This window comes from Paenibacillus sp. NPDC057934, assembly GCF_042887565.1.
Lineage (GTDB): Bacteria > Bacillota > Bacilli > Paenibacillales > Paenibacillaceae > Paenibacillus_AQ.
The window spans coordinates 248,198-275,074 of record NZ_JBHVPB010000011.1; the positions used below are offsets into that span (position 1 = coordinate 248,198).

The 26,877-nt window shown below is 48.3% G+C and carries 22 protein-coding genes, 14 tRNA genes, 1 rRNA gene and 5 pseudogenes; 10 read left to right on the forward strand and 32 right to left on the reverse strand.

Translation table 11 applies throughout. The features are described from left to right. Positions 1-43: 43 nt before the first annotated feature. On the forward strand, positions 44-877 hold the full coding sequence (locus ACFVRY_RS24455) for an AraC family transcriptional regulator (RefSeq protein WP_387502897.1): 834 nt from the start codon (positions 44-46) through the stop codon (positions 875-877). Positions 878-1,505: 628 nt separating this feature from the next. Here the strand turns inward: ACFVRY_RS24455 and ACFVRY_RS24460 are convergent. Together ACFVRY_RS24460 and ACFVRY_RS24465 are read right to left on the reverse strand one after the other, a co-directional pair. After that, positions 1,506-1,829 carry a DUF2178 domain-containing protein gene (locus tag ACFVRY_RS24460; protein WP_387502898.1) on the reverse strand — a complete coding sequence of 108 codons (324 nt, stop codon included), beginning with the start codon at positions 1,827-1,829 and terminating at the stop codon, positions 1,506-1,508. Next, entirely contained in the window at positions 1,826-2,035 is a 210-nt protein-coding gene (locus ACFVRY_RS24465) for a helix-turn-helix transcriptional regulator (RefSeq protein ID WP_387502899.1), read from the reverse strand. Before ACFVRY_RS24465 ends, ACFVRY_RS24460 begins: the two co-directional genes overlap by 4 nt. A gap of 267 nt (positions 2,036-2,302) precedes the next feature. Here ACFVRY_RS24465 and ACFVRY_RS24470 point away from each other — a divergent pair. Continuing rightward, a pseudogene (locus tag ACFVRY_RS24470) lies at positions 2,303-3,024 on the forward strand (IS5 family transposase). A gap of 52 nt (positions 3,025-3,076) precedes the next feature. Here ACFVRY_RS24470 and ACFVRY_RS24475 read toward each other — a convergent pair. Beyond that, positions 3,077-3,568 (reverse strand): S8 family serine peptidase, encoded by a 492-nt coding sequence (locus ACFVRY_RS24475; RefSeq protein ID WP_387502900.1) that lies wholly within the window; start codon positions 3,566-3,568, stop codon positions 3,077-3,079. A gap of 144 nt (positions 3,569-3,712) precedes the next feature. On the opposite strand from ACFVRY_RS24475, the pseudogene ACFVRY_RS29405 reads away from it, so the two are divergent. Together ACFVRY_RS29405 and ACFVRY_RS24490 are read left to right on the forward strand one after the other, a co-directional pair. After that, positions 3,713-4,720: pseudogene (locus ACFVRY_RS29405) on the forward strand (IS1634 family transposase); the annotation flags it as partial. 250 nt (positions 4,721-4,970) lie between these two features. Next, a complete protein-coding gene (locus ACFVRY_RS24490) occupies positions 4,971-5,261 on the forward strand; it encodes an ArsR/SmtB family transcription factor (RefSeq protein ID WP_387502903.1) in 291 nt (96 codons plus the stop codon). A gap of 101 nt (positions 5,262-5,362) precedes the next feature. On the opposite strand, the pseudogene ACFVRY_RS29410 reads toward ACFVRY_RS24490, so the two are convergent. The 3 genes and pseudogenes from ACFVRY_RS29410 to ACFVRY_RS24515 form a co-directional block, all read right to left on the reverse strand. Then, a pseudogene (locus ACFVRY_RS29410) lies at positions 5,363-6,292 on the reverse strand (class I SAM-dependent methyltransferase); the annotation flags it as partial. A 326-nt stretch (positions 6,293-6,618) separates the two neighbouring features. After that, positions 6,619-6,915: a hypothetical protein gene (locus ACFVRY_RS24510; RefSeq protein WP_387502907.1), complete on the reverse strand. Its 297-nt coding sequence runs from the start codon at positions 6,913-6,915 to the stop codon at positions 6,619-6,621. A gap of 273 nt (positions 6,916-7,188) precedes the next feature. Further along, positions 7,189-7,347 carry a hypothetical protein gene (locus tag ACFVRY_RS24515; protein ID WP_387502908.1) on the reverse strand — a complete coding sequence of 53 codons (159 nt, stop codon included), beginning with the start codon at positions 7,345-7,347 and terminating at the stop codon, positions 7,189-7,191. A 146-nt stretch (positions 7,348-7,493) separates the two neighbouring features. Here ACFVRY_RS24515 and ACFVRY_RS24520 point away from each other — a divergent pair. Continuing rightward, a pseudogene (locus tag ACFVRY_RS24520) lies at positions 7,494-8,228 on the forward strand (IS4 family transposase). A 163-nt stretch (positions 8,229-8,391) separates the two neighbouring features. Here the strand turns inward: ACFVRY_RS24520 and ACFVRY_RS24525 are convergent. The 4 genes from ACFVRY_RS24525 to ACFVRY_RS24540 all read right to left on the reverse strand — a co-directional run bounded on the left by ACFVRY_RS24525 (position 8,392) and on the right by ACFVRY_RS24540 (position 12,479). Then, positions 8,392-9,267: a radical SAM/SPASM domain-containing protein gene (locus ACFVRY_RS24525; protein WP_387502909.1), complete on the reverse strand. Its 876-nt coding sequence runs from the start codon at positions 9,265-9,267 to the stop codon at positions 8,392-8,394. A gap of 19 nt (positions 9,268-9,286) precedes the next feature. Further along, on the reverse strand, positions 9,287-10,273 hold the full coding sequence (locus tag ACFVRY_RS24530) for a Gfo/Idh/MocA family protein (RefSeq protein WP_387502910.1): 987 nt from the start codon (positions 10,271-10,273) through the stop codon (positions 9,287-9,289). A gap of 204 nt (positions 10,274-10,477) precedes the next feature. Then, on the reverse strand, positions 10,478-11,866 hold the full coding sequence (gene thrC / locus ACFVRY_RS24535) for a threonine synthase (protein WP_387502911.1): 1,389 nt from the start codon (positions 11,864-11,866) through the stop codon (positions 10,478-10,480). Between the two features lie 109 nt (positions 11,867-11,975). Further along, positions 11,976-12,479, reverse strand: coding sequence for a CYTH domain-containing protein (locus ACFVRY_RS24540; RefSeq protein ID WP_387502912.1), 504 nt, complete (start codon positions 12,477-12,479; stop codon positions 11,976-11,978). A 203-nt stretch (positions 12,480-12,682) separates the two neighbouring features. On the opposite strand from ACFVRY_RS24540, the gene ACFVRY_RS24545 reads away from it, so the two are divergent. Both ACFVRY_RS24545 and ACFVRY_RS24550 read left to right on the forward strand, forming a co-directional pair. Continuing rightward, positions 12,683-13,441 carry a 3'-5' exonuclease gene (locus tag ACFVRY_RS24545; protein WP_387502913.1) on the forward strand — a complete coding sequence of 253 codons (759 nt, stop codon included), beginning with the start codon at positions 12,683-12,685 and terminating at the stop codon, positions 13,439-13,441. A 260-nt stretch (positions 13,442-13,701) separates the two neighbouring features. Further along, on the forward strand, positions 13,702-14,523 hold the full coding sequence (locus ACFVRY_RS24550; RefSeq protein ID WP_387502914.1) for a MerR family transcriptional regulator: 822 nt from the start codon (positions 13,702-13,704) through the stop codon (positions 14,521-14,523). 252 nt (positions 14,524-14,775) lie between these two features. On the opposite strand, the gene aroD is transcribed toward ACFVRY_RS24550, so the two are convergent. Further along, positions 14,776-15,540, reverse strand: coding sequence for a type I 3-dehydroquinate dehydratase (aroD, locus tag ACFVRY_RS24555; protein WP_387502915.1), 765 nt, complete (start codon positions 15,538-15,540; stop codon positions 14,776-14,778). A 26-nt stretch (positions 15,541-15,566) separates the two neighbouring features. Further along, the gene (gene rbsK, locus ACFVRY_RS24560; protein WP_387502931.1) at positions 15,567-16,493 is read right to left on the reverse strand and encodes a ribokinase; all 927 of its coding nucleotides are present in this window, start codon (positions 16,491-16,493) and stop codon (positions 15,567-15,569) included. A 378-nt stretch (positions 16,494-16,871) separates the two neighbouring features. Here rbsK and glgP point away from each other — a divergent pair, with 378 nt between their 5' ends. Then, positions 16,872-18,485, forward strand: coding sequence for an alpha-glucan family phosphorylase (gene glgP / locus ACFVRY_RS24565; protein WP_387502916.1), 1,614 nt, complete (start codon positions 16,872-16,874; stop codon positions 18,483-18,485). Between the two features lie 284 nt (positions 18,486-18,769). Here glgP and ACFVRY_RS24570 read toward each other — a convergent pair whose 3' ends face one another. Beyond that, entirely contained in the window at positions 18,770-20,059 is a 1,290-nt protein-coding gene (locus ACFVRY_RS24570) for a GGDEF domain-containing protein (RefSeq protein ID WP_387502917.1), read from the reverse strand. A 246-nt stretch (positions 20,060-20,305) separates the two neighbouring features. On the opposite strand from ACFVRY_RS24570, the gene katA reads away from it, so the two are divergent. After that, on the forward strand, positions 20,306-21,763 hold the full coding sequence (gene katA, locus ACFVRY_RS24575; protein WP_387502918.1) for a catalase KatA: 1,458 nt from the start codon (positions 20,306-20,308) through the stop codon (positions 21,761-21,763). 256 nt (positions 21,764-22,019) lie between these two features. Here katA and ACFVRY_RS24580 read toward each other — a convergent pair whose 3' ends face one another. Beyond that, complete coding sequence (locus ACFVRY_RS24580) at positions 22,020-22,214, reverse strand: sporulation protein Cse60 (RefSeq protein ID WP_066377049.1); 195 nt, start codon at positions 22,212-22,214, stop codon at positions 22,020-22,022. A gap of 359 nt (positions 22,215-22,573) precedes the next feature. On the opposite strand from ACFVRY_RS24580, the gene ACFVRY_RS24585 reads away from it, so the two are divergent. Next, on the forward strand, positions 22,574-23,029 hold the full coding sequence (locus ACFVRY_RS24585) for a GreA/GreB family elongation factor (protein ID WP_387502919.1): 456 nt from the start codon (positions 22,574-22,576) through the stop codon (positions 23,027-23,029). Between the two features lie 143 nt (positions 23,030-23,172). Here the strand turns inward: ACFVRY_RS24585 and ACFVRY_RS24590 are convergent, their stop codons facing one another. From ACFVRY_RS24590 to rrf, 18 genes and pseudogenes are all read right to left on the reverse strand, one after another. After that, positions 23,173-24,030, reverse strand: coding sequence for a DNA polymerase III subunit gamma/tau (locus ACFVRY_RS24590; protein WP_387502920.1), 858 nt, complete (start codon positions 24,028-24,030; stop codon positions 23,173-23,175). A gap of 85 nt (positions 24,031-24,115) precedes the next feature. Then, positions 24,116-25,066, reverse strand: a complete 951-nt coding sequence (locus tag ACFVRY_RS24595; protein WP_387502921.1) for a helix-turn-helix transcriptional regulator — start codon at positions 25,064-25,066, stop codon at positions 24,116-24,118. Positions 25,067-25,239: 173 nt separating this feature from the next. Further along, a pseudogene (locus ACFVRY_RS24600) lies at positions 25,240-25,344 on the reverse strand (YdeI/OmpD-associated family protein); the annotation flags it as partial. A gap of 71 nt (positions 25,345-25,415) precedes the next feature. After that, a tRNA-Gly gene (locus tag ACFVRY_RS24605) sits at positions 25,416-25,486 on the reverse strand. Between the two features lie 12 nt (positions 25,487-25,498). After that, positions 25,499-25,572: transfer RNA gene (locus tag ACFVRY_RS24610), tRNA-Pro, on the reverse strand. A gap of 23 nt (positions 25,573-25,595) precedes the next feature. Beyond that, positions 25,596-25,672, reverse strand: a tRNA-Arg gene (locus ACFVRY_RS24615). An 8-nt stretch (positions 25,673-25,680) separates the two neighbouring features. Beyond that, positions 25,681-25,755 (reverse strand) — tRNA-Gly (locus tag ACFVRY_RS24620). A 6-nt stretch (positions 25,756-25,761) separates the two neighbouring features. After that, a tRNA-Leu gene (locus tag ACFVRY_RS24625) sits at positions 25,762-25,845 on the reverse strand. A 14-nt stretch (positions 25,846-25,859) separates the two neighbouring features. Beyond that, positions 25,860-25,935 (reverse strand) — tRNA-Lys (locus tag ACFVRY_RS24630). A gap of 5 nt (positions 25,936-25,940) precedes the next feature. After that, positions 25,941-26,015: transfer RNA gene (locus ACFVRY_RS24635), tRNA-Gln, on the reverse strand. Positions 26,016-26,048: 33 nt separating this feature from the next. Beyond that, positions 26,049-26,126, reverse strand: a tRNA-Asp gene (locus ACFVRY_RS24640). A gap of 4 nt (positions 26,127-26,130) precedes the next feature. Continuing rightward, a tRNA-Met gene (locus tag ACFVRY_RS24645) sits at positions 26,131-26,207 on the reverse strand. Positions 26,208-26,248: 41 nt separating this feature from the next. Next, positions 26,249-26,324 (reverse strand) — tRNA-Val (locus ACFVRY_RS24650). A 7-nt stretch (positions 26,325-26,331) separates the two neighbouring features. Further along, positions 26,332-26,403, reverse strand: a tRNA-Glu gene (locus tag ACFVRY_RS24655). A gap of 62 nt (positions 26,404-26,465) precedes the next feature. Beyond that, positions 26,466-26,555 (reverse strand) — tRNA-Ser (locus ACFVRY_RS24660). A gap of 3 nt (positions 26,556-26,558) precedes the next feature. After that, positions 26,559-26,634, reverse strand: a tRNA-Asn gene (locus ACFVRY_RS24665). Between the two features lie 3 nt (positions 26,635-26,637). Continuing rightward, positions 26,638-26,714: transfer RNA gene (locus tag ACFVRY_RS24670), tRNA-Ile, on the reverse strand. Positions 26,715-26,773: 59 nt separating this feature from the next. Further along, positions 26,774-26,877: ribosomal RNA gene (gene rrf, locus ACFVRY_RS24675) — 5S ribosomal RNA — on the reverse strand; the annotation flags it as partial.

A 26,877-nucleotide genomic window follows, 5' to 3' on the forward strand; every position in this document is an offset into this window, starting at 1 on the left:
TGACCATCAGTATAATAATATAGAACTAAAGGAGGTGGGTGCTATGACAGCAGCCGCGCACCGCAGAATTGTATTCGCCCCCGAGGGGGGACAGCATTTGCCGGTCTCGCTAGACAGCATGGGCCACTACCCGGATCAGGAGAAAATCGTGCGCCCCGATGGCTACCATACGTATCACTGGATTCAGACTTCGCAGGGCGAAGGGGTTATTCATTTTGACAATAAGACGATCGCCCTGACAGAAGGCAGCGGCGTCCTGTTACTCCCTCATATTCCCCATAGCTACGAAGGGGTTACCGATAGCTGGCACACCTATTATTTGACATTCAGCGGTAATTCTATCCGGCAAATTCTGGAGACACTCGGAATGGAGGATAACGCCTTTTACCGCTGGGAGAGTGAAGCGCCACTCTCGTACATGCTGGAAGAGATGTTGGACCGTCATGACGCGGGTGGTGACATGTTTGGCCTCGAGGCTTCCAGTGACGCCTACCGTTTTCTCCTGACTCTGAGCAAATACGGACAGCTTCATAACAACACCACCATTTCGCGCAATCTCGACAAGTTACAGCCTCTGCTAAAGTGGATGGACATCCACTATGGCAACCCGGATATCGGACTACTCGAGCTGTCCACCCAGCTTGGAGTGTCCGGTCGTTACCTTAACAGCCTGTTCCTCCAGACCTTTGGACTGTCGCCTTATGCCTATTTTGTCCGGCTGCGCATGCGCAAGAGCAAGGAGATGCTCCTTAGTGAGCGCCAGCTGACTGTCAAAACCATCTCGCAGCGGGTCGGCTTCCGCGATGTCAGCCATTTTGTAGCTACCTTCCGTAAGCAGTCTGGCACGACGCCGGACCAATTCCGCAAGCTGCACTAGAAGTGCGCGAGCGCTATATTTCATACTATTTTAAAGACTCCGCGCCATCACCCGCCTTTGCCGTAATCACTGTTTATTATATAATTTCATAATCGATCACCTTACTATAATCAGCGCCAGCCAGTATGACTTCGTCAACCGCCGGAACCAACAAACACATGGAAGCCAGCGGACCGTATAGCCGCTATTTGCGCATGAGATCAATTTTGGAAGTTAAACAGACATGTTGCTTCTGCTTTATCTACTTGCAGTAATGTTTTTCGAAGGCTCTTTCTTTTGTTCGCCCGCACTAAGGTACTTCTTCTCCCCTTCCTTTATTCGATCGGTTCGAGGAACTAACAGCCTCGACCTTAAATTGTCATGGTGGCCACTACTCAAAACCCTCTTATGACCCACCCTGAAGAAGACTACATTAACGCAATTTCGTTTTAAATTCATGAAATATAAGAAGGCTGTCGAGATGTTCTCGACAGCCCGAGCTACCCTAAGGGACAACTTTTTTTTGGGGGATTTAGTTTCTTCAATAAGAAACAGAAACTACAGTTTATCTAAATAATTCCATATTGAAGTTATAGAAACTGTCTGAAATTGATGATAAACCATTAACCTGGTTTAGAGTAAGTCTCCCCTATAAAACTTTATCAAAGTGCCTCAGGGCAAACAGTTCAATTGTGTACCGCAATAGGATTGCAACCAGCGAATACTTTAGTACATTATTAAGCGACATTGTAAATTGACTATCTAAGAATGTGGTGATGACAATCCCAACACAAAGTGCAATGCCAATCGTATAGCTGTATATCAATACAATTTTATTCGCCTTATTCTGAACCAACTGCCACCGCTCATCATTTTTGTATTTGGTTGCTTTTACAGCTTTGAAGCTTAGAAGGGAAAAAGTGCATATCCCCAATATTATCAGCACTGCCAACAATAAAAATTGATTGTTCATTCTTCTTCATCCTCCCCGATTACAAATACCTCATTAATCGATACATTAAATGCCTTCGCAATTTTGAAAGCTAATTCTAATGAAGGCGTGTACTTATATTTCTCAATGGATATAACTGCTTGTCGTGAAATTCCAACATGTTCTGCCAGATCAGCTTGTGTCCAGTCACGTTCAGCTCTCAAAACTTTAATACGATTTTTCACCAATGTAACATCCTCCTTTCTTTATGTAATCAGTAGGTTACATAAATATTGTAATCAGTCGATTACAATTTGTCAATAAAAGGATTTAATCCCAAAAATAAAAAAGCAAAAAGATTCTTTCCTTGCAGAAAGAATCCGTCGCTTTTCCGATTAGGACGTGTCTGAAAACTAAAGAATTTTGTGGTATGATTTGAAAAAAACGATTGGAGCATTAATTATGATTCAAGACGGTATGAATTAAGCGATGAACAATGGGAACAAATTAAGGATATGTTTCCTCCATATACAACAGGACGTCCGTCAAAATCAAGTAACCGCACCATGTTTAATGCCATGCTTTGGATCGCTCGTAGTGGTACCGCTTGGCGTGATTTACCAGAAGAATATTATGGCTCATGGAAAACGGCTTAAAGTCGTTTCTGTAAATGGAGAGATTCGGAATTACTTGTCGCCATCTTTCAAGCGCTTCACGTAGAACCTGATTTTGAAAACTTGAGCATTGATTCTACATCGGTTAGAGCACATCAACATAGCGCCGGTGCTAAAAAAACGCAGAAGGACACGAAGTAAATCAGCACATCGGCGTCAGTCGTGGTGGAAAGACAACCAAACTTCATACCGTAGTCGATGGGTTAGGAAATCCCCTTGCCTTTCTTCTGACGGGTGGTTAAGTCTATGATTGCGTTCTAGCGATCGAATTGTTTCAGGAACTTAATGTTACAAGAAGCAGTATTCTTGGTGATAAAGCCTATGGCTCAGAAGTTATTCGGAGATGGATTACGGATAAACAGGCATCCTATGTTATTCCACCTAAAGCAATTCGTCGAAATCCATGGAAAGTGGATTGGTATTTGTACAAGGAACGCCACTTAGTGGAGTGCTTTTTCAATAAAATCAAACACTTTCGCCGCGTGGCTACTCGTTACGACAAGCTAGCCAAGTCATTTTTGTCGTTCGTATACGTGGCCGCCATTTTCAAATTGACTCAGTGATGAGTTTTCAGACACGTCCTAGAATAAGCTGATCAGAAATTTAATCTTTTATTCACTGTGAAATGGGTGATGGATGATCCGTAATCACTTCATAAGTATCAGATACGTTAGGCAAGCCATAACCATATGATCTGTCTTTCCCCGGATCACCGAGATCTAGGCAGGTGGATGCTAAATCATTCTCTATAATTTCCAGGGTTGGGCGTTCTCCGGTTATCTTTTGATAATATGCATAGTAGTCTGCTATTGCTGCACTAACTGCCGGCGCAGCAAAGCTAGTCCCCGCACTGAACATATAACCTTGGGGAATGCCGATGCTTCCAAGCATATTATCAAGATCTGTTGGATAAGAAGTATAGATCAGTTTGGTAATATCCAGATATCCTTCATCTATTACGTAATCCCCTCCGGGAGCAGCAAACTGAATATTTGAGCCAATGTTACTATAAGATGCAAGTACATTCTCTGCAGACAAGGCGCTAACTGAGAAGACACCTGAAATACTTCCCGGTAAATGCCGCAGCCCTTCTTGTTCATATTTCAAATAAGCAGACACATAACTTTGTCAGCGAAGATAAAGAAGTTCGATTTCAGGAGTTTCTGGGAGCAACGTTTAATTCCCAGGAAAGCTATTTGAAAATTTATGACGAGTATCCTGTTGCAGCACGGGTGGCCACAATCCGGACTATACGGAAAGAACAAGGAACATGGTCCGCTTCCGCAAATGAATCTGGCCCTTCTCTTTGGCGAGCAGTCCAATCTGCCCTTTTACTACCGAAAGTTGCCTGGAAACATTTCGGACGTGCAGACCCTTAAGAATCTGCTTGCCAAACTGGATTTATTCACCAAAAAAATCAAGCTGGTCATGGATCGCGGCTTCTATGGTGAAGCGAACATCAATGCCATATATCAGCAGCATTTGAAATTTCTCATTGGCGTGAAAGTGACGCTCAAATACGTGCAAGCCGAGTTGGAGACGGCCAAGCCGCAGCTACAAAAATGGGAGAACTTTCATCCCGATTACAACTTATATGCGCACTCGGCTACGATCACTTGGAAGTATTCACAGCCGCGCCTTATAAAGGCGATGTGATTGAAGGGGAGCGCCGCTCTTATTTGCACCTGTATTTCAACAAAGAGAAAGAATCCGAAGACGCCAATCAATTGAACCGACTGCTCACAAAACTGAAAACAGAACTGGAGGGCGGAAAACGCGAGCCTGCACATGAAAAAGTATATGCCAAGTACTTTGAAGTCACGTCTACACCTAAACGGGGCATCTCCATCAAGCCTAAGCAGGAGCTACCAAGAACTACGGGTACTTCGCAATGCTTAGCAATGAGATCAAAGACCCAATCCGAGCACTCGCCGTGTATCGCAACAAGGATGTGATTGAAAAAGACTTTGGCAACTTGGAAGAACGCCTGAATTTCCGTCGCATGGAGGTTTCCTCCGAACGAAGTCTGGATGGTAAACTGTTTGTAGAGTTCATCGCACTCATCTATTTATCCTATATTAAGAAAGTGATGCTGGAGAACAACTATTCCAGCGCTATACGATGCACAGACTGCTCGATGAACTCGATGTGATCGAGTGTTATGAACGCCCCGGGCACGATCTACAATTCGGTGAAATCACTAAACGCCAGATTGAACTTTACGATCCGCTGGGTGCTCCTTCGCCTACCTCGTTATAATTTGATCGGTAATTTAGGATATTTAATTAAGCCTTCTCGCAAGGGAAGCTGGTTGGCGTCTTCTTAATTTTCCTGGCCTTGATTATATATAGTAGCAAACTTAAGAAACCTCAGCAGCCCAAGTCACGCTTGAACCCCGGCAGATGAACATCTTGTAAGAAGGTGGTATGATAAAATACAAGTAGTAGCATCCTTGAAGGAGACTTCCTGAGTTGATGTACTTAATCATCCAGACCGGCAAGATATTCATTTGTCTTCTGTACTGTATGCCATGAGTGACCCGATCCGCTTGTATCTGGTGAATGTTATTCATAGAACCGGAGAACGCAGTTGCGGGGATATCGCCGTTCTCGTTCTGAAGTTCACGCTGTCCCACCATATCCGCACGCTGCGGGAATACGGTGTGGTACTGTCCTTGTACAAGGCACACAACGCTTCTGCACCCTCCGTACCAAAGATCTCAACGTCCGGGTCTCCTAGCTTCCAGGATGGAAGCCTATACGAAATCCGGCGAGGCAGAGCGGTTGCTAGCCACTACTAATTCGTCTTGTCGCAATCGTACAATCATTTATCGAAAAAGGGCATTACCAGCGCCGGATATGGCTGTGGTAATGCCCCTTGTCATTTGACTCTGGCCCGTCTTCAGCCTGCCTTACGGATCACTATAAAGCAGGTGCTGTCCGGCTCTCACCCTGTTCATAACAACTACCCGTTCTTGCAGCGCCTCCGTGTATCCCTCCTGCAAGTAATGACGGAACACCTCAATGTTGGCCGCGTCTCCCAAGGTCCATTCAATAAACGCTACATAGGCTGATGGTGTGAAATAGCCAACTTTCTCCTGAATCTCATGAACGTAGGCCTCGGCGCCCCAGGTATAGGTGTACAAAATTCCATGACATCATTCACAGACATAAGCACCGCGCGATCAGCCAGACGTTCGAACTCTATTACGCGTCCCTGAAAATTCTTAGCATACCGCTCCAGCCACAGCATTTCGTCTGCCTCCAGAAAATGTACCCGCCGCCAGGTCCGATATCCAGCACCTTCCTGCCGGTTACATACTTCAGAATCACGGCCTTGTAATCGCCCGTCCCGTTCATTTGGCTTAGATAGACATCCTCATTATGAAAACGGTCGAAGGCATCCCGACGCAGCTCGAACAAATCGAATAACATGAGAACCGCCCGCTCGTAAAGCGGGACTTCTCGGCTTCGATACAGAACTCGATCAGCTTTTCCGCTGCCGGAGAGAAGCTGAACTCAAAGAACATAGTATGCATAAAATGCGATTTTTGGTGCAGCCGGTGGCTTAAATGCGGATTTCCGAAGTCCGCAGCATTCTCCGTTAGCTCCGTCCATCTCAGGGAGGAGAGGTATTTTTCAATGATACGCTTCTTGTAGACATTGATCTTCTTAACACCTTTATGGTCGTAATCGATGCTGTTCATTACCGGCTCAAGCTGATATGCTTCAGCAGGCTGGCCTCTCCGCTGCCCTCTGCACCCTCGGCTGCGAGCAGCATAATCTTCGCGAACTGCTCCAACGAAAACGTCTGCAGCGCAGATTCCACATACTAGAAGGTATTGTGCCGCAGCTTCTCTAAGCTTTTGGGTGTGAAGCCTTCCTCTCCCAGCCTGCGCTATTCATCATCGAAGTCCTCGCCGCGAATCTGCTGGCCGATCAGCCCATGTGTCTCGATCAACCGGTGGATCAGAACACTTCTGTCGGGCTGATGATCCCATCTACCATATGCACCATTGTCCGATGTATGGCGTGAAGAGTGGCCGCCTCACTCTGCGGTCCCCAAGACACTTTAGCAACCCATGACCGACTCTCTAGCTCACGCTGATACAACTGCGCAGAACCGACGTTATGGACAAAGTAATTAATACCCTCCTCCTACCACTGCTTACGTTGCCGCATCGTCCCTCCCTTGGCCGTCTCCGACCAGACAAGAACCTCTTCGACCAGTTCCTTAATCCAGTATGAGGCAGACATCCTATCCAGCAATATCAGACTCCGCTCGACATATAGCAGCACTGGATTATGGTTCCGCAGCTCCCGCAGCGAATCCACCCTCTCGAGATTCACAAGCTGTTCTTCCGCCTCGGCAATATACCTCAACCAGACGTTATTCTCCAGTGCATCCGACAGGCCTTGACGGTACGATTCAATAGCTTCCAGCGATTTCAGCATAATTGCCTCCCCATTCCAACATGATGGAATTATTCTATCACACAATCCGTGCAGAAAAAGATGGGACGAACGTCATGAAGTCCAAGCTGATTAAGAGTAAAGAGGACTACTCACTAACTGGAATCGCTCCCGCTAATCACAGGAATCCGCTTCAAAACAAACTAAATCAAAGATTTAACAAGAGTTTTTCAGACTGTTGAAAAAGCCATTACTCAACACGACACCGCGTTAATTTGATATAATATAAAATTGGTTATCCCCGAAGAAAAGGTGTTACCGATTCTGAATGAGTTCAATTACATCGATGTCGCTCGAAAGTTCACCGTCTATTCCCTGTTTCTTTTCTTGGCGGAGGCTGCATTCCAAGGATGGGATGGCTATCGAGACGGGGAGCAGCGTATGCATGGCGTTGGACTCCAGAAAGTCGATCATTCGACCCTCTCCAAAAAGCCAAAGACGTTCCTTTTGAATGTTTCAAACAATTGTTACATCTCTTGACTCAGCAATGCAACCGGGAAACGAAACGCTGCCTTGGTATCCCAACGGAATTACTGATCGTCGATTCCACGCAGATCACCGTGGGCCTAGGACGACTCACTTGGGCGCCCTTAAAAGGCGGAAAAGCAGGAGTTAAGCTCCATGTTGCCCTCACCGGAGACGAAGGTGCCTTGCACCAAGTGACCGAGACGCTTGGGACAGAACATGATATCCATAGCGCTACCGACTTGGTAGACCCCAGATTTATTTTTGTCGCCGATCGGGCCTATAGCAAGCACGAGGTATTCGACCGTTACCAGGAGGAAAAAAAGGGGCAATCTTTTGTGATTCGAATCCGTGAGAATACTCACTTTCATGACCCGGTTCCAAGGGAGCGGAAAACTTCTTTTGACGGAACGATTACACAGGATTTAGCCTGCCAGTTAGGCAGGCTGAAGTCCCTGACCCGGAATCAGTTTTGAGTGGTGGTTCTGACCGATCCGAAAGGGAAACCCGTCCTTTTAGCTACCAACCTGAATTGGCATTCGGCTTAAAGCATCGCTGAAATCTATAAAAAACGCTGGCAAATCGAAGTGTTTTTCCGCTGGATTAAACAGCATCTTAACATCCCGAAGTTGTTCGGAACCACGCCGAACGCGGTATATGGCCAGTTGTATGTGGCCTTACTTGTTTATGTTTTGCTTAAATTCCTGTTTGATCAAGGCCAAGAAGTCGTGCATTGTCGTGCATTGGATCGCAAAATTAACATTTGCGGATTTCGCACGATTATTAAGTGCACAAACATCGCCGTCGGAGTGGATCATTTATTTATCTAGTTTATGGATTTAAACTCATAATTTAGCTAATCAACAGGCGTAGAACTATTCCCGTTATCTATACTTAACTTGGCCAAACACTCCCGAAAAACAACAAACAGCAAACGCCCATGTCACACATGGTAGCTTGCTGTTGCTGTTTCGATGCCCGCATCCCGGGCATTTAGGTGCCGAAGCGCTGGCGATACCCGCACTTTCGGCATAGTTCCTCCACGGCTTCCCTGCGGGAGAAGCCGTAGAACAGATTGTTGGCGCGCTCGCCTTCAACAATCTGAGAGAATGGAGTCTCGTGCAGATTGCCGAGATTGATCACCCCTTCACCGTCGAGACAGCAAGGAACGACGGTACCATCCACCAGCACAGCGGCCTGAGACCGCAGCGCATGGCAGAAGCCCTTGCCGTCATCCTCCGGCTCGTGGAGGGCGGGCCACCTGAACTCGTGATCCTGGTTCAGGTAGATGCGCGGCGCGATTTTGACGCCGCTGCCGGGCATAACCTTCTCTTCGATTTTGAAATCGAGATCGAAAGCTTCCTCAAGCAGCACCAGTGTCTCCCGGTTACGCTCACGGGCGAGATTAGTCATATTATCCTCGGCCAGATTCCACAACCGGAAGGAGATGAGTACTCCCTGCTCTGCTGCCTGCTTGGCAAATGCGATAATTTCCGACACATAGCCCTCGCGGTTCTCCGAGCCTTCATGCCCGTCGAAACTATGCAGCGAGAAATTCATCTGCCGCAGTGCAGGTTTGCCCAGAATCTTCGGCCCGGCTTTATGAATCAGCGTTCCGTTAGTCGTAATATTGACCTTGAATCCTTTGGTATCCGCGATGTCCAGCAGTTCTGCGACACGGGGGTGTAGCAGCGGCTCACCTTTGACATGCAAATAAATATGGTTGGTATGCGGTTTGATCTCGTCGAGAATCTTGGTGAACGTGTCCGGTTTCATGAAATTCTTCTGCCGGGCCGTTTGCGGGCAAAAGCTGCAGGCGAGGTTGCAGACACTTGTAATTTCAATATATACCTTCTTAAATGTCTTCAAGCCTGGCCCTCCGTTTCTTTCATAGATCTGAGGTATACCGGAGTCCGATCTGTGCTCTGGCTTCCTCCATAATTTCAGACACAGCCAGCGAATTGGCATGACTGTTGATACTGCTCTCCCGCTCACCATTCTTGAGCAGTTGGATGAATTCCTCAACTTCATAATACATGGATTCAAACACCTGCGGCTGGGTCAATTCTTCTACCGTTCCGTCGCGGTAATGGACCTTCACCTGATAAGGCTGATTAATTTTATCAATAACCATCGTGCCGTTCTCACCTTGAATCTCAGCAGGGAGATAGGAATCGGCAATCTTCGAATGCATGACGACAGCATCCATATCGTCATAACGCATAACAATACTTCCTTCCCCATCCACACCTGAAGACAGCAGTACTCCCACCGCCTGCACTGACTCCGGTTTACCGAACAACGCTACCATCGGATACAGACAATAAATACCCAGATCCATAAGAGATCCATTGGAATAGATAGGATTGAATGCGTTCAGCACCGTCCCTTGACGGAAAGCGTCATATCTCGACGAGTATTGACAATAGCTTGCAAAATAACGGCGAATACGCCCGAGTTTATACAAATTATCCTTAACAATTCTAAAATTCGGCATAAAGGTCGATTTCATCGCTTCCATGAATAGCACGTTGTTACTGCGCGCCGCTTCGATAATTGCCCGAAGCTCTGCACTGTTGGAAGCAGCAGGCTTCTCGCACAGGACGTGCTTGCCGTGATTGAGACAGATGACAGCCTGCTCCGCATGCATGGAGTTAGGACTGGCAATGTACACCGCATCTACTTCTTTGCTGGAGACCATCTCCTCTAGATCAGTGTAAATCGTGGCTCCCGCATATTTGGCAGCGAATGCCTGGCCTTTCTCCTGTGTACGAGAATACACCGCTGTCAGAAGAAATTCCTCATTCTCCAAGCCGGCTTGAACAAAGCGGTCTGTAATCCAGTTGGTCCCTATGACCCCAAATCGAATTGTCATGATGTGATCCCGTCCTTTTTTATTCTACTGACTCTATATGCTATTTTCTCACTCCATGATAGGTCTGTCTACTTTTCCGGGCATTTTTCCGACAAATTTTACGCTTATTTGACCTGCAATTCACACAGTACGTGCCGCCGCACGAAAGAATGGACTCCGCATCCACTGATACGAAGCCCATTCTGATTTTTACTCTAATTCATCTTATTCGTAAAAGGCCTGGAGCTCACGGATAATAACTTCCTTGTCATGCTCAACCACCGTTTGATGCTGTGACATTTCGAAAAGCGCAGCGATAGGTGCCGGGAACTCCTGCTTAATGTCGATCAATTGAATCGCTTCATCGAACTTCGCCGGATGGGCCGTCGCAAAAGTAATGGTAGTCTCCCCAGCCCCGTTAAACGCCTCATATGCTGCAATACCACAAGCCGTGTGCGGATCGAGCAGATAGTCATACTCCTGCTTGTACTTGCCAATCGTATCAAGACACTGCTGATTCTTCGCGCCAAGCGCATCAAAATCGGATTGCACCTGTGCCAAAAGCTCACCGTCTACCGTGATTTTGCCTTCACTTTGCAGCTTGGACATATAACCGGACAGTTTCTCTGCATCCTCGCCTAACAGATAATACAGATAGCGCTCGAAATTGCTCGCCACCTGAATATCCATGGAAGGGCTGTAGGTGCTCTTGAAGTTCCCCGGTTTGTACTCCCCTGTATTCACGAATCGCTCCAGAATGTTGTTCTCATTCGTTGCGATAATTAACTTGTTGATTGGCAAGCCCATTTGCTTCGCCAGGTACCCGGAGAAAATATTCCCGAAGTTACCGGATGGCACGCTGATGTTAATCTTCTTCTCAGCACTGCCTTCCACTTGCAGATAAGCATAGAAGTAATATACGGTTTGGGCCAGAATGCGCACAAAGTTAATGGAGTTGATCGCCCGCAGGTGATAGCGGCCCTTGAAGTCCAGATCAGCGAACAGATCCTTGATGACTTTCTGGCAATCGTCGAAGTTGCCATGTACGGACAAATTCAGCACATTGCTGTCATCCACTGTCGTCATTTGCAGCTCCTGGACTTTACTTACTTTGCCGTGCGGGTGCAGGATGCAAATCTTGATGCCTTCCTTGCCACGTACGCCTTGGATCGCTGCCGCACCAGTATCGCCCGAAGTGGCTCCGAGGATATGGATAATCTCACCACGCTTGCGCGAAATATAGGAGTACAGCTCCCCCATGAATTGCAGCGCCACGTCCTTGAACGCAAAGGTAGGACCGTGGAACAGCTCCAGCACATACAGGGAATCATTCACCTGATGCAGCGGAGTTACCTCCGGCGAACGGAAAGTGGAGTAGCTGGTTGCTACCAGTTCTTTTAAATCCTCATATGGGATCTCTTCGTTCGTGTAAAGGGAAAAGATCTTCAGGAACAGCTCCTGATAGCTGAGGCTTCTCCATTCTTCCAGCGTAGCCGCCGAAACAGCCGGAATCCGCTCGGGAACCATCAGTCCGCCGTCGTCCCCAAGTCCCATCAAGACTGTATCAATAAAGCCCTTAGGCTCCACATGGCCTCTTGTGCTTATATACTTCATGTTCATCCTCCTGAACCCCTATTTATTTACCCTATATAGTAACACGTTTACGCGCTAAAGTCCGTTATTTTTGTATTCTAATTGTTGAAAATAGGCTTGTGCATCACCTTTAGCGGAATGCTTTGTTCTGAAGTTCCTTCCAAACAGTCTTGTTGCTGTACTGCCGATCGGTACTGACATCCTTGCCGAACCAATCTGGCGCCTGAAAGCTTTCTGCTTCCTCCAGCGAATCGAATTCAACCTCCAGTACCGAAAGCTCCAGTTGGGTGTACACATCTATCTCTACCGTAACCCCGTTCCAGAGGGCGGTAATACGCTCCTTGACCAGTGGAATTGCCCGGACAGCTTCAACCATCTGGGTGTACAAGCCTTCCGAGATGCGGTATTCAATCTCTTCACGCTGAATGCCTTTACCATCCTTGAACGTATGGGTGTAAAACACCTCTCCCGTGTCCAAATCCGTAATCTTGCGCACTCTCAGCTCCTGACCTCCGTCAATCGCCAGATACGTCTGGTCGATGCTATGCCGGGTCACAATCTTCAGTTCTCCTTGCTCAATCCGTTGCTCCGGGTATTCCTGTAGCAGAAATTTACGTTCAATCTCCTGGCCCATGATGTCTCTCTCCTTCTGTCTTTAACTACTCTATATTATTAATCATCATAGGGGTGAGGCATACGCAAGTCAATCCGCAGAAGCGCATCAATAAAAATACCTGTATGGTTCAGCAGATTTCCCGTTACCCCTCTTTTTTTGTTAGAATAGAAGGGTCGGCGCGTTGTTTACAGCGTCAGTCAAGGAAACGGAGGCAAGTACCTGTGGATTATATTATTCTGGACATCGAATTCAACGGCCGCAAGTTTGCGAGCGAGCATCCTATGGAGGTCATTGAGATTGGAGCTGTCCGGCTAGACTCTTCATTGCAGTATAAGGATGAATTCTCATCCCTGATTAAACCTATATATTTCTCAACCCTTAACTCTTTCATTAAGAAAAAAACAGGCATTCCTCAAGAGGATATTGATGTTGCAGCTCGCTTTCCCAAAGTCATTACTGCATTCACTGAGTGGCTTGACCTAAGCACCGACGGAGTGTTGCTGCTCACTTGGGGCGGCGAGGATATGAAACGGATTATTCAGGACATCCGCATGCACAAAATGGACGATGCCTACTGGATGGCTGCCACCTACTACGACCTGCTGAAGGGCGTGCTACGCGCCCGGGGCTTAAACAACGATATTAGTGTCGAGGGCGCGATGACGCTGCTCGGTCTGGAAGCTTCCGGTTCTGCACACCGAGCGCTGGATGATGCCCGGATGACGTCAGAGATTTTCCGTGCTATATTTAGCGAATTGGACTTGGAACGGGCACAGCATTACGTGGACACCTTCTCCAACGCAAGAGAGCGCAAGACTGTCAAAATCGCCATCAAGGCGATGACCGCGCAAAAGGTCGTCCCGACTTGGGAGCTCGTGGAGGAGCATTACTTCTCGGACAAGGCTACTCTTGCCGACCCCCGCAAGCTGGCGGAGCTGAAGGCGTTTTTCGAGGCGCAGGTAGGAAGCGTTAAGAAGTAGTTCCTTCTGGTATTCTATTTTTCTGATCTTCTGATTAAGCAACCAACAATAAGAACAGCGGCAGTTTCCTTACAGTGATTCCATTCGGTGATCCTGCGGGATAGCCGCTGTTTTGCATTTCCCCTCATTATTCAGGCTATGAATGATTCATGGCATCAATCATTTCCTCATTCGTAAACTTCCCTGTGAAAAACCGTTTGACATTGCCGTTACGTCAAGGTGTACATTAATTTCAAGCTTAAGCTGACGAAATACAAAGGGTGTTCGAAGCGGCCGCTGGACAGCCAAAAGAGCAAAGTTTTGGAGGGATTACTACGGAATACACAGTGCAGAAGCTAGGGACACTCGCCGGAATCAGTACAAGAACATTGCGGTATTATGATGAGTTCGGAATTCTGAAGCCGGCTAGAATCAATTCTTCCGGATACCGCATATATGGTCAGGCCGAGGTGGACCGGCTGCAGCAGATTCTTTTTTACCGGGAGCTGGGCCTAAGCCTTGACCGGATTAAAGAGCTGGTGACAGCACCGTCCTTCGACGGGGCCAGAGCATTGCAGGAACACCGCGACAAGCTGCTGCAAAAAAGAGAACAACTTGACCTGTTAATTGCCAACGTCGAGAAGACCCTCGCTCAAACAGAAGGGAGAATAATCATGAATAATGAGGAAAAATTCGAAGGCTTCAAGCAAAAGCTAGTTGAGGACAACGAGCAAACCTACGGGCAGGAAGCTCGTGCGAAATATGGTGATGAGGCCATTGACCACTCCAACCAGAAACTGAAGGGCATGTCCGAGGAACAGTACACCGCCATTCAACAGCTGGAAAAAGACATGTTCGAGGTATTGGAAGAAGCTATGGAGCAAGGTGATCCAGCCAGTGCGTCCGCTCAGAAAGCAGCCGATCTGCACCGCCAGTGGCTATACTTCTACTGGAACACTTATTCCAAGGAGGCCCATGCCGGAGTCGCGCAAATGTATGTGGATGATGAACGTTTCACCGCTTACTATGACAAGCACCGGCCTGGTCTGGCCTCTTTCCTGCGGGATGCCGTACACATCTACACAGGTACAGAGCAAGCGTAATCACAGACTTCGTTGAACACCAAGAGCGGCACCGGGATATCCCGGTGCCGCTCTTGGTGCTGCTTAGCCTGCGTCCATATCTGTTACCGTCTGGGCACATCAGACTTTCTATAGTCCTTCCTGAATACACACGGCTCCATGCACTCTGGTACCCATCAGCCAGCAGCATATTCACCCGCCGCCTACAGACTGTGGTGCAACCTAATATGGAGCGTCATCCTGTGAACCTGGGCAGGCACATTTACCTGTCGCCTACAAACTCCGATGAAGCAGGTTCAGCGCGTTGCGCAGCTCCGCGACCGCGATCTGCCCCGGCGCCGATGACTTGCGGGCCGCACCGAAGGTCACGGCTGAACCGAACACTTCACCGGCCAGACGGCTGATCACGCCAGAACCAGCCATAGACATGGTAATGATAGGCCGGTCTGCGTACTCCGTCTTCATCTCGTGGGTAGCTTCCAGCAAGGTCAGCACATCGGCTGGCGATTGCGGCATCACCGCAATCTTAGGCAGATCGCCTCCCAGTGCCTGGGCTTTGCGAAGGCGGGAGATGATTTCCGCTTTTGGCGGTGTAGCGTGAAAATCATGATTTGAGAGGATCACGAACACTCCGCTGGCATGCGCAGCTTCTACAAGCGCCTTCACATCATCTTCCTCGTTGAATAACTCGACATCAATGATGTCAGCCAGTCCGCTTGCTGCAACTGCCGAATTAAGCTTCACATACTCTTCGCGGCTAATCTGCTTCTCGCCGCCTTCCCGTGCACTACGAAAGGTGAAGATCAATGGCATCTCGGGGATAACCGATCGGATGGCCGTCAGTGCTTCCTGAACGGCTGCGGTATCCTCTACCCCTTCATAAAAGTCCACACGCCACTCCGCCAGATCCGGGGCCAGCAGCTTCAGTGCCTCGGCCTCCTGCTTTAGCTCATCCACCGTCACCCCGACAAGCGGAACACAAATCTTGGGTACACCTTCGCCGATGGCTACATTTTTCACTGTCAGTATGTTACTCATTTGTTCAGCTCCTTGTGTATCCAAATCTATTCCTGCACCTCGGCTCCGGAGGCAGCCTGCAGAAATTTCTCTACCTCGGTCAGCCTCGGCAGAGAAGGAATCGCCCCTGGCTTGCCTACAGCCAAGGCGCCTACCGCATTGGCGAAGCTTACCGCTTCCGTGAGTGCCTTCCCACGGGTCACTTGCAACGCCAATGCCCCGTTGAAAGAATCGCCGGCGGCCACAGTGTCCACCGCCTGCACCGGGAATCCGGGAACATGCTCTGTTCCCGCTTCATTGACAATGAGTGCCCCTTTGGAACCAAGGGTCACAATTACGTTCTGCACGCCCTTCGCCAGCAACAGGCGGGCGGCTTCACCCGCGGTGTCCACACTGTCCACCGCAACCCCGGACAAGACGCCCGCCTCTGTCTCATTGGGCGTCAAGTAAGTCACGTGGCTGAGCAGCTCATCGCTCAGCGGCCGTGCCGGGGCGGGATTCAAGATCACTGGAATCCCGTGGGTATGGGCGATGGCCGCGGCGCGCTCGCTCATGGCCATATCCATCTCAAGCTGCATGACGACGATCTCCGCTTGGCGGATGACATCCTCCAGCGCTTCAATGTCTGCTGCAGTCAGTTCAATATTCGCACCGGGAACGACGATAATCCGGTTCTCCCCATCTTCCTCCAGCACGATAGAGGCGACCCCTGTCGCTTCCCCCTTACTGACGGAGATATGCTCTATATTCACTTGCTCCTGTCTCATAATCTCCCGCATTTCGTTGCCGAAGCCATCCTGTCCGACTCGACCAATCATGGTCACTTCTCCACCGAGGCGAGCTGCGGCAGCGGCCTGATTGGCCCCTTTGCCACCAGGAGACAGACTGAAGCTTTGTCCAAATAACGTCTCTCCGGGTCCCGGAGCGCGTCCTGTACGAACAACCATATCCATATTCAAACTTCCAATTACCACGATACCCAAGCTAGACACCACCATTATTGTTCTTATTCTGGCTCAAAACAAAATCAGCGGTTGACGCTTCATTAAACCGCTATGGATGCGGAGGGTTCTTCCGATCCTCCGCTTTAACGCCAGCGTAATGTCAACCTCTGATTTTAGATAGAGCCCTTATTCTTTATTCCTTTATCTTATGGCCTACATCCCAGTTAATCAAATAATTCTGTACATTCCGGTACAACTTTTCTTTGGTCCGCTTCTGTTAAAAAGACAGGATCATGATTACTCTATCGCTAAAAGGGGAACATAATAAAGAGCCCTCCGCTGATAAATTCACTGCGGAGCGACTTCACAACAAGTTGTTTATTCCATTCCTAATTGGGAGGTTTAGCAGTGAACGAGAAGAAATTGCCGGTCGTCGCCTATTTCTCTATGGAGTACGGCCTTCATTCCGATTTCAAGCTGTACGCAGGCGGACTCGGTATTCTGGCCGGTGACTATATTAAAGGCGCTAAAGATATAGATGCTCCCCTCATTCCTATCGGTCTGAAGTGGAAGCAAGGCTATACGGATCAAAAGATAGGTGGAGACGGTAAACCCTACGACGCTTATCACAATTATGTCTATGATTTTCTTGAAGATACTGGCGTTAAGGTGACGGTCAATATACGGAAGATTGATGTGGTATGCAAAGTGTGGAAAACCGATCATTTTGGCAACAATTCGTTATATCTGCTGGACACAGATGTCCCGGAAAACAAGGATGCTTGGATTACAGGACAGCTCTATGGCTGGTTTGACGAGGAACGAATCGCTCAAGAGATGGTGCTTGGGATTGGCGGGGTAAAGGCATTGCGTGCCCTTGGCATAGCGGTCGATGTCTATCATTTCAATGAAGGCCATGCAGCCTTGGCTGCTACCGAGCTAATTCGCGAAAAAATGTCCGGAGGACACACCTTTGAGGAAGCCTGGAGAGCCACCCGGGAAGAGGTGGTATTCACTACTCACACCCCGATCAAAGAAGGCAACGAAGCTCATCCGCTGGACCGGCTTGAATATATGTGCGGCTTCAATGGCTTGACCCGTAATCAGATGGAACGGATCGGCGGCGAGCCTTTTAACATGACGGTAGCCGGGTTGCGGCTTGCGCGGATTTCAAACGGAGTAGCGGAGCTCCATGCTGCGACGGCCAATAAAATGTGGAAGACCGTCGCAGGCAGATCGGAGATTATCTCCATTACCAATGCCATTCATACCCCGACCTGGGTGGATGAACGTATCATCAAAGCTTATAAAACTGATGGCGATTTGTGGGCTGTTCACCAGGAGCTCAAGGGCGAGCTAATCGATTTTATTGCTGAACGCTCCGGGATCACCCTGAATCCTGATGATCTGCTGATCGGGTTCTCACGCCGTGCTGCTCCCTACAAGCGCAGTGATCTCATCTTCTCCAAGCCCAAGCTAATTGAGCCGTACCTGGAGAGCGGACGCATTCAGATCGTTTTCTCTGGTAAAGCCCATCCGCTGGATGATGTCGGTAAGCAAATTATTAGCAACCTGGTGGGGATGATGAAGAAGTATCCGAAAAGCGTGGTTTTCCTCGAAAACTACGACATGACTATTGGCGCAAAATTAACCCGCGGCTCCGACATCTGGCTCAACAATCCGCGAAGGCCGCTGGAGGCCAGCGGAACCTCAGGAATGAAAGCTGCTATGAATGGGGTACTGAATTGCTCCATCTTAGATGGCTGGTGGCCTGAGGCCTGCATTGACGGCGAAAATGGCTGGAAGATCGGCGATACCTTCGAGACCGGTGACCTGGAATTTCAAAATCAGCATGACAGCGATGCGTTGTATGATACCCTTCTGAACAAAGTTGTTCCGACCTTCTGTGAGAATCGTAGCAAATGGGTGCAGATGATGAAGAAAAGCATAGAGACTACGATTACTGCCTTCGCGACCAAACGTATGCTGGAAGAATACTACAACAAAATGTATATCAAATAAGCTGCTATATAAGACGAACTTAAGATTTTCACTTAAGGCTAGGTCGTCACTACGGTGAATGTTTGGACTTCCGATCGCTGTTGTATCCAGATTTCTTCTTTTTAAGCCGCTGTTAGCGGTTAAAATCTGGATACAAGTCTGTGCTTCCGATGCGAGCTTTCCTGCGGAAAGCTTTAGGCGAGCGCTATCGCTCCTACAGTTCCAAACCTTCCCTTCGTTCCTTCTCGCTATTTGTTACTTTCTTTTATTCATCTTATATAGGCACCAAGCTACACCTAACACCGTTACACTTCCCAGTCTTCCGGCTTTTTCCCGTCCACAGACAGTGGGCGGGTTTTTGGCATATTCATACGGACTACGCTATTCCGCCCCCCTGCTTTGGCCGCGTACAGTGCCTCATCTGCAAGCTTCATCAGCTCCGCAAACTGACCATTATTACGGATTCTGCCCGTGGCCGTTCCCAGACTACCTGTCACAAATTCGCCCGTGCTGGAAAACTCGTGGCGGATCTTCATTCCGCTGATTTGATCACGGATTGTTTCCGCAATTTCCGCAATCTCTTCCTTTCCGGTATGAAAAGCGGCAAATACGAACTCTTCTCCGCCTAACCGTGCAGCGATATCCTCAGGCCCTCTGGACGCCGCGTGGATGACCCCGGCAATGCTTTTGATCACCTCATCGCCTTCGGCATGACCGTAATTGTCATTGAACTGCTTGAAATAATCAATATCCAGCATGATCAGAGAAACCTCTGTATCCGGAGTATCCTGACTGCTAAGCATCGTTTGTACCTGCTGATCAAAGGCACGGCGGTTGGGAATCCCTGTTAGATCATCAACGAGTGACAGCTTCAACAGCTCTTCGTTCGCCCGCTCCAGTTCCCGGTGTACCCTCAGGTTCTCTTGTATCTCCTGCTCCAGCCTCTCGTTGCTTTGCCCTAGCAAGACCTTACTATAGAAATTGCGGCAGTAGGTCACATACAGAATCCGGGAAGCAATCCATGTGAAGAATACGAAAATGCCCAGATTCACATAATGGCCGACCAGCACCTCACCTGAAGCTTGAAAGAACGGCAAGCCCGCAGCCAGCCCCAATGTCGATACCCCATATAACAGCAGAATGGTCTTATTATTAAAGTAGAAAATAACCGAGATACTCATCAGATTCACGACAAAAGCCATCAACTGGCCATAAAGCCGCTGATCCGCCAAAGTGACCATACTTCCCCACACCACGAATATAATAGAGTAAATAAGAAAGGCCCCTTGAAATCTCCGGAATTTCTCAGATGAATACGTCTTGTCAGGATCATATTTTCTAGCAGCAAGCAAAAAACAGATATTCATAACAATCATCACCATATACATAACAAAATAAAAGCTGAAGTGAAAGCTCTCATGTGCGTTGGAGAGAGAGGCCGTTACATCGGCAACCGTGAGCGCGGCTTCCAGACCGATGATGATTCTAGTGAATAACAATCCTCGCGCAATATTTTCCTCAAACATTTGATTCTGCAGCTGCTTCTTTTCCTCGGCAGTCAACTCGAAAGGTAGCCTGATCAACCTACTCAGCATGTTAATCTCCCTTTGCCGGAGAAGAACCCCCGGTAATCTACTAGTTACGGCTTTATTATCCTTTATCTTCTAATGGAAGTACATCCTAAATACATATTCTATATAAACTGTGTACCTTCCCCCTCACTCTATTTATAAATATTACTTATTTAAAATTATTATAAAAAAGGATTGCATTTTCCCTGAATCTTGTTAATATAGAACTTATACTAAATCTAAAATCAAATCCCATGAGGTGATCTATTTATGAGCTCCAACCCTAATAACCTTACGACTAGCTGGGGTGCGCCTGTAGGCGACAACCAGAATTCCATGACCGCCGGCTCCCGAGGCCCTAGCCTATTGCAGGATGTCCACCTGCTAGAGAAGCTCGCGCATTTTAACCGGGAACGGATTCCCGAGCGTGTCGTGCATGCCAAAGGAGCCGGAGCCCATGGATATTTCGAAGTCACACAAGATTTATCGCAATATACGAAAGCTAACTTCCTGTCCGGGGTAGGTAAGCGTACACCGATGTTCATCCGTTTTTCCACCGTCGCTGGTGAATCTGGCTCGTCCGATACGGTCCGCGATCCGCGCGGTTTTGCCGTGAAGTTCTATACTGAAGAAGGAAACTACGACCTTGTCGGCAACAATACACCTGTCTTTTTCATTCGCGATGCCATTAAATTCCCGGACTTTATTCATACACAGAAGCGTCACCCGCAGACTCATTTGAAGAACCCGAACGCCGTCTGGGATTTCTGGTCACTGTCACCGGAGTCACTGCACCAAGTCACCATTTTGATGTCCGACCGTGGCCTTCCCGCTACACTCAGACATATGCACGGCTTCGGAAGCCATACCTTCAAATGGGTGAATGCAGAAGGTGCCGTTGTCTGGGTGAAATATCATTTCAAAACAGAGCAAGGCGTGAAGAACCTGGATGTTAAGCTGGCTGCTCAACTCGCTGCTGAGAACCCGGATTACCATACCGAAGATCTATTCAATGCCATTGCGGCCGGTGACTTCCCTGCTTGGAGACTGTATGTGCAAATTATGCCGGAGAAGGATGCTGATACCTACCGCTTCGATCCGTTCGACGTGACCAAGGTCTGGTCACAGAAGGACTATCCCCTGATTGAAGTGGGCCGCATGGTGCTGGACCGCAATCCGGAGAACTATTTTGCAGAGGTAGAGCAGGCGACCTTCTCCCCCGGCTCGTTCGTGCCCGGCATTGAAGCTTCCCCTGATAAAATGCTGCAGGGCCGCCTGTTCGCTTATGCCGATGCTCATCGTTACCGGGTAGGCGCCAACCACAACAGTCTGCCGATCAACCAGCCCAAGGCAGAAGTGCGAAATTATCAGCGCGATGGAGCGATGAACCACGGCACCAATGCTGGAGGTTCCGTCTATTACGAGCCTAACAGCTATGGTGGCCCTACTGAATCACCAGCAGCCAAACCAGCCCCATTCGAGGTCTCCGGTCAGGCAGACAGCGTTGCTTACGACCATAATGATCATTACACCCAGCCCGGTGATTTGTACCGTCTGCTCAGCGAAGAGGAACGTATCCGTCTCGTTGAGAACATTGTCGGTGCCATGACCCCGGTGGACCGGGAAGATATCAAGCTGCGGCAGATCGGTCATTTCTATAAAGCGGACCCTGAATTCGGACAGCGAATTGCTGCAGGATTAGGCTTAACGGTGCCTGATAGCGTGTAAGATGATCCTCTTGTTATAGAAGCAGCTTTATATAGAAGAGAACAAAGAACAATGGAGTTCCCCTATCACTCTAATTGTGATTCTCCAATCCCCCCTTAGCCCTTATTTATATAAGAAAAAAGGACCTCAACCGCCACTCTGCAGTGGGGTTTGAGGTCCTTTCATGTGTTACTAGTGGATGAATCCAAAATAAATAACTACTAGCAAAATTGCAATGGTTGATATTGCAGAAAGGCAAGTAAAAAAGAGGCTCCAGCTATTGTTTCTCATTCGTCTTGTATACGATTAGGATCGTTGATCTCTGGTGTTCTGCACCGTCGCGTGAAGACTTGACTACAGATCCGTAACATACATTCACTACCTGTTCTTCTTGCAGCCCCGCTAAAAATTCATTCGCTTTGTTCTCCGCATAAGAATTGTCCGTATCCACGAACTCCTTGACTTGAATCATCCTAATCTCTCCTTTATAATGATATTCTTTTCCATTTTCTCAGCTTCTACCTGAGCCCCCAGAATGCACATGACGCATCACTCCTAAGGTAACATTTAATGTAAACTATTCACAAACATAGAGTAAGGCACTCCGCAGCTACACGCAGAATGCCTTTACTTGAGCTAAGCTTAGCATTCCCCCTGCAAAGAGTCAACGGGATGGATTGGATTTACAGTTGGCAGCTGTTATACTGTGGTGAAGGCCCCGAATGATGCGGGGTCTCTATTCGTATAGACTAATGCAGGAGGGATTCAGTATGGCGAGGATTTATATTTTATCTACAAGAAACGTGATGCTTAGAGGGGGCGAAATCTACTATGAACCATAGTCTTCTCTATCAGGGCTCACGGGCGCAACTCGTTGGGCAGCTTTTGTATTTTGACGAGGAAAAGCTTGGCTTTCTGAATCAGTATTTCCCTGAACGAAGCAAGCAAAGAATCACGGCCGAAGCGCTTTTGTCCCGCTATTGTGCCACATTGGAGCAGTTACTCGCCGATTTTAGCGAAGAACGGCTGAACTCTATGGTTCTGATTGGCAGCGAGCTGACTCTGCGGTATCTTGATGATGGTGAAACCGATATCTACACCATCGTATTCCCCAATCTGGCAGAGCCCAGTGACAGCAAGGTCTCCATACTTTCGCCTGTTGGTATGCAGCTATTGCTGGCAGAAGTGGGTAGCACACAACGGCTGGAAGTCCCTTCGGGTGAAATGGACGTCGTCATTGAGAGTATTAAATTTGTAAACAGCGGCGAAGTTGGACAGTTCATTTGAGCCCTTTTCCAGATGGATTGGCCTCAAGAACATAAATTAGACGTTAACAAGTGGCCTCTTTGCTGTCCCGGACAGGAAGAGGCCATTTTGGACTACACCATATGTAATAACTAAAGATTCACTGACCTGAATCCAACTCATAATCAAAAAAACAACTCGCTAAAGTCCTTGTCTTCAACCACTCTGTTCAGTAGTTCTGCTCCCGCCTTCGTATTGTTCACCAAAGCTTCCACCAGTTGTTTTTGTTCAGTGGTGAGAAGTATGTAATCGGCCGGAAACTTGCGGCATTTTAACAACATACCCAGCAGGGCATCGGTGGTGCGAGTGCTAAGCTCAATGATCTCCTGAATGGCTTTGCGCGTCGCTTCTACTATGCTGACATGCCTGCATATTCTAGCAGCCTCCGTAGTAGCTTGCTCAGCGACTTTTTTATTGTTTCTATACCTGAGAAGTCCAGCATTCAGAATAGCACCGCAACCTGTAGGCCTAGCTAGTCCCAATAATGGGGGACCTGTAGTGGTATTCCCTTCTCTCCCGGTATCCTGTGTCCCACTCCTAGGCCAAGGTAGCTCTGCATGGGTTGAGCCTACACTGCTAAGCGTAGTTCCAGAAGAAATTGTACCGAACGTAGTGGCAATGGCCAGCTCCGCTGTTGACCCAATAGAAGCGCCCCCCCTGCCGACCACAATATCCATGGCTGGCAGCCCGCCAGAGATCTGACTTGCTTTGCTAATCTTCATCTCCAGTTCCAGTGTTTTCAGCAGACCACAGAACTTTTTAGCCTCGATCTTGATTACTTTTAACTCTGTATTCAGTACCGCTGGTTTGTTGCTCATAGTATTGATGAAATCCCATGCTTCATTGATCATCGTCTGGAGTTTCCTTCGTTTGTCCAGCAGCCGCTTCGTATCCTTGATAAAGTCTTGCTTCTGCACTTCATAGGTGGCTTGTACCCTCTTCAGATTCCCAATGGCTTCTTCTCGTTGACCTTTGTTGAACACCGGTACGCCCCCTCATGAGCAAGAATAGATGTAATTAAGCATTCTCTCTATGGATGAAGTATACCTAAAATTTGGATATTGGTCACTACCTATACAGGCTCCTCCATTGCTCCAGTTGCAGCTTCAACTGCTCTCTTGCAGACGACGGCTCCAGAATCTCGACATTGGGTCCATATTGGAGAATCCATTTCATAAATTCCTTCTCGTTGTTGAGAGTAACCTCAAAGAGTAAACTGCCATCCTGCTCATCCCTCATCCGCGGATGTACGAATAGCTCCTCCTCTTTGATATAACGGGCCACCTCCGGAGAAAAACGAACTTTGAAGTTCGTATTTTTGTTCCCCCGGTCAATCGACCACGTATTTTTCAAATATTGCTTAATGTTGAAGCCGCCTTTGTCAAAATACTCTGCCGTAATCTCCACCTGCTGAAATCGGCTAATTCGGAAGGTACGAATGTCCTTCTTCAGATGACAATGGCCGATAAGATAAAAGCGCTGATCGCGCGGAATCAAATAATAAGGGTCAATTTCCCGCTCTGTTATGGTATTACGGCTCTGCGAATGATATACAGCACGAATGCTTCGCTGCTCCAGAATCGCCTCAATAATAGGCTGTAGAAAACTTTTGCTCTCCTTGCGGTAAGCTGGCGTCCCCATCTGAATAATATCAGCAATATTTTCAAGGATACCGTTCTGTCTGGACTTCTCCTTCAAATGCGTTCCCATCACCTTAGCGTAACCAGTATGAAAACCCTGCGGGATATTATCCTGATTCAGGATAGAAGGCAGTAGGGAAAACGCCAGCGCCTCCTCTTCGGAGAAGTCCAGCGGGTACAAGAAGAACTTGCCCATAAATTTATAGCCTGTTCCCCTTCCTTCGTTGGTTATAGGTGCGATGAGACTCAGCAACTCCAGATCACGGTAGATTGTCCGGATGTTCACATCACATTTAAGGGCCAGATCGGAGGCAGTGATTCCCGGGTTGCACTGGACGGCATTGATAATTTTGAAAATACGAATTACTTTGTCTGTCATTATGTATGCATTGCTCCTTTGTTGCTATGTTACACAGCCATCAATCTGCAAATTGAATCTATAGCAGCATCAACAGTCTTTACGCTGCCCACGTATATCCGTTCCATTGCATAATAAAAAACACGGAGAGCAAAAGCCTCCGTGTTCGGATGAAGCTATGTTTTGCCAAACCATTATTTCAACCTGAGTCCTTCGGCCAGCTTGCCCACTGATTGTTTAATCCGGGCTGCCCGTGTCTCTGGGCACTTCACTCCCTCGATCCAAGCGACATACTCTTTCTGGTAAGAATATCGCGGGGACTAAACAAAAAGAGACACCCGCCCGGAATGGGCAAGTGCCTCTTATTATAAGCGGGTGATGGGAATCGAACCCACGCTATCAGCTTGGAAGGCTGAAGTTCTACCATTGAACTACACCCGCATAGATATAAAATCGGGATGACACGATTTGAACATGCGACCCCCTGGTCCCAAACCAGGTGCTCTACCAAGCTGAGCTACATCCCGACAATCAGTTGTGTTAATAAAAATGGCGCGCCCTGAGAGATTCGAACTCCCGGCCTTTTGATTCGTAGTCAAACGCTCTATCCAGCTGAGCTAAGGGCGCAAAATATTTGGAGCGGACGACGGGAATCGAACCCGCGACCCTCGCCTTGGCAAGGCGATGCTCTACCGCTGAGCCACGTCCGCAAACCATGGTGCGCGTGAAGGGACTTGAACCCCCACGTCGTGAAACGCCAGATCCTAAGTCTGGTGCGTCTGCCATTCCGCCACACGCGCACACTTTAAATAAATGGTGAGCCATGAAGGACTCGAACCTTCGACACCCTGATTAAAAGTCAGGTGCTCTACCAACTGAGCTAATGGCTCATAAATGGCTGGGGATATAGGATTTGAACCTATGCGTGACGGAGTCAAAGTCCGTTGCCTTACCGCTTGGCTAATCCCCAACGTTCATGAATGGTAATTAAAGATGTAAAGAATGGCGGAACCGACGGGATTCGAACCCGCGATCTCCTGCGTGACAGGCAGGCATGTTAGGCCAACTACACCACGGTTCCAAATTGGTTGCGGGGGCAGGATTTGAACCTGCGGCCTTCGGGTTATGAGCCCGACGAGCTACCGGGCTGCTCCACCCCGCGTCATTAAAAGCATATCTGATTCTCTCCCGAAGGAGGTTACATGGTGGAGGCTGAGGGGATCGAACCCCCGACCCTCTGCTTGTAAGGCAGATGCTCTCCCAGCTGAGCTAAGCCTCCATAAATATGACCCGTAGGGGATTCGAACCCCTGTTACCTCCGTGAAAGGGAGGTGTCTTAACCCCTTGACCAACGGGCCATGCTACAAAACCAATCAATAAAGCATCACATCGCTCGTCCACTAAGAAAGAAAACTGCGAACGGAGAGAGAGGGATTCGAACCCTCGAGACGCTTGTGGCGCCTACACGATTTCCAATCGTGCTCCTTCGGCCAAACTCGGACACCTCTCCAAATGGCTCCCCGAACAGGACTCGAACCTGTGACAACTCGATTAACAGTCGAGTGCTCTACCAACTGAGCTATCAGGGAAAATGGTGGGCCTTAGTGGACTCGAACCACCGACCTCACCCTTATCAGGGGTGCGCTCTAACCAGCTGAGCTAAAGGCCCTTTTTACTACATATGTAAGCAATGCGGCAAAAAAATAACCACAGGCTTTGTGGTTGTCCGCTTGGCGACGTCCTACTCTCCCAGGACCCTTCGGTCCAAGTACCATCGGCGCTGGAGGGCTTAACGGTCGTGTTCGGGATGGGTACGCGTGGAACCCCTCCGC

Excerpts from the sequence above, each read along its gene's own strand:
- ACFVRY_RS24455 (WP_387502897.1), top strand. The coding sequence starts at position 44 with ATGACAGCAGCCGCGCACCGCAGAATTGTATTCGCCCCCGAGGGGGGA.
- ACFVRY_RS24460 (WP_387502898.1), bottom strand. The coding sequence starts at position 1,829 with ATGAACAATCAATTTTTATTGTTGGCAGTGCTGATAATATTGGGGATA.
- ACFVRY_RS24510 (WP_387502907.1), bottom strand. The coding sequence starts at position 6,915 with ATGCTGAAATCGCTGGAAGCTATTGAATCGTACCGTCAAGGCCTGTCG.
- ACFVRY_RS24515 (WP_387502908.1), bottom strand. The coding sequence starts at position 7,347 with ATGATCGACTTTCTGGAGTCCAACGCCATGCATACGCTGCTCCCCGTC.
- ACFVRY_RS24530 (WP_387502910.1), bottom strand. The coding sequence starts at position 10,273 with ATGACAATTCGATTTGGGGTCATAGGGACCAACTGGATTACAGACCGC.
- thrC (WP_387502911.1), bottom strand. The coding sequence starts at position 11,866 with ATGAAGTATATAAGCACAAGAGGCCATGTGGAGCCTAAGGGCTTTATT.
- ACFVRY_RS24540 (WP_387502912.1), bottom strand. The coding sequence starts at position 12,479 with ATGGGCCAGGAGATTGAACGTAAATTTCTGCTACAGGAATACCCGGAG.
- aroD (WP_387502915.1), bottom strand. The coding sequence starts at position 15,540 with ATGAGTAACATACTGACAGTGAAAAATGTAGCCATCGGCGAAGGTGTA.
- ACFVRY_RS24570 (WP_387502917.1), bottom strand. The coding sequence starts at position 20,059 with ATGCTGAGTAGGTTGATCAGGCTACCTTTCGAGTTGACTGCCGAGGAA.
- katA (WP_387502918.1), top strand. The coding sequence starts at position 20,306 with ATGAGCTCCAACCCTAATAACCTTACGACTAGCTGGGGTGCGCCTGTA.
- ACFVRY_RS24580 (WP_066377049.1), bottom strand. The coding sequence starts at position 22,214 with ATGATTCAAGTCAAGGAGTTCGTGGATACGGACAATTCTTATGCGGAG.
- ACFVRY_RS24585 (WP_387502919.1), top strand. The coding sequence starts at position 22,574 with ATGAACCATAGTCTTCTCTATCAGGGCTCACGGGCGCAACTCGTTGGG.
- ACFVRY_RS24595 (WP_387502921.1), bottom strand. The coding sequence starts at position 25,066 with ATGACAGACAAAGTAATTCGTATTTTCAAAATTATCAATGCCGTCCAG.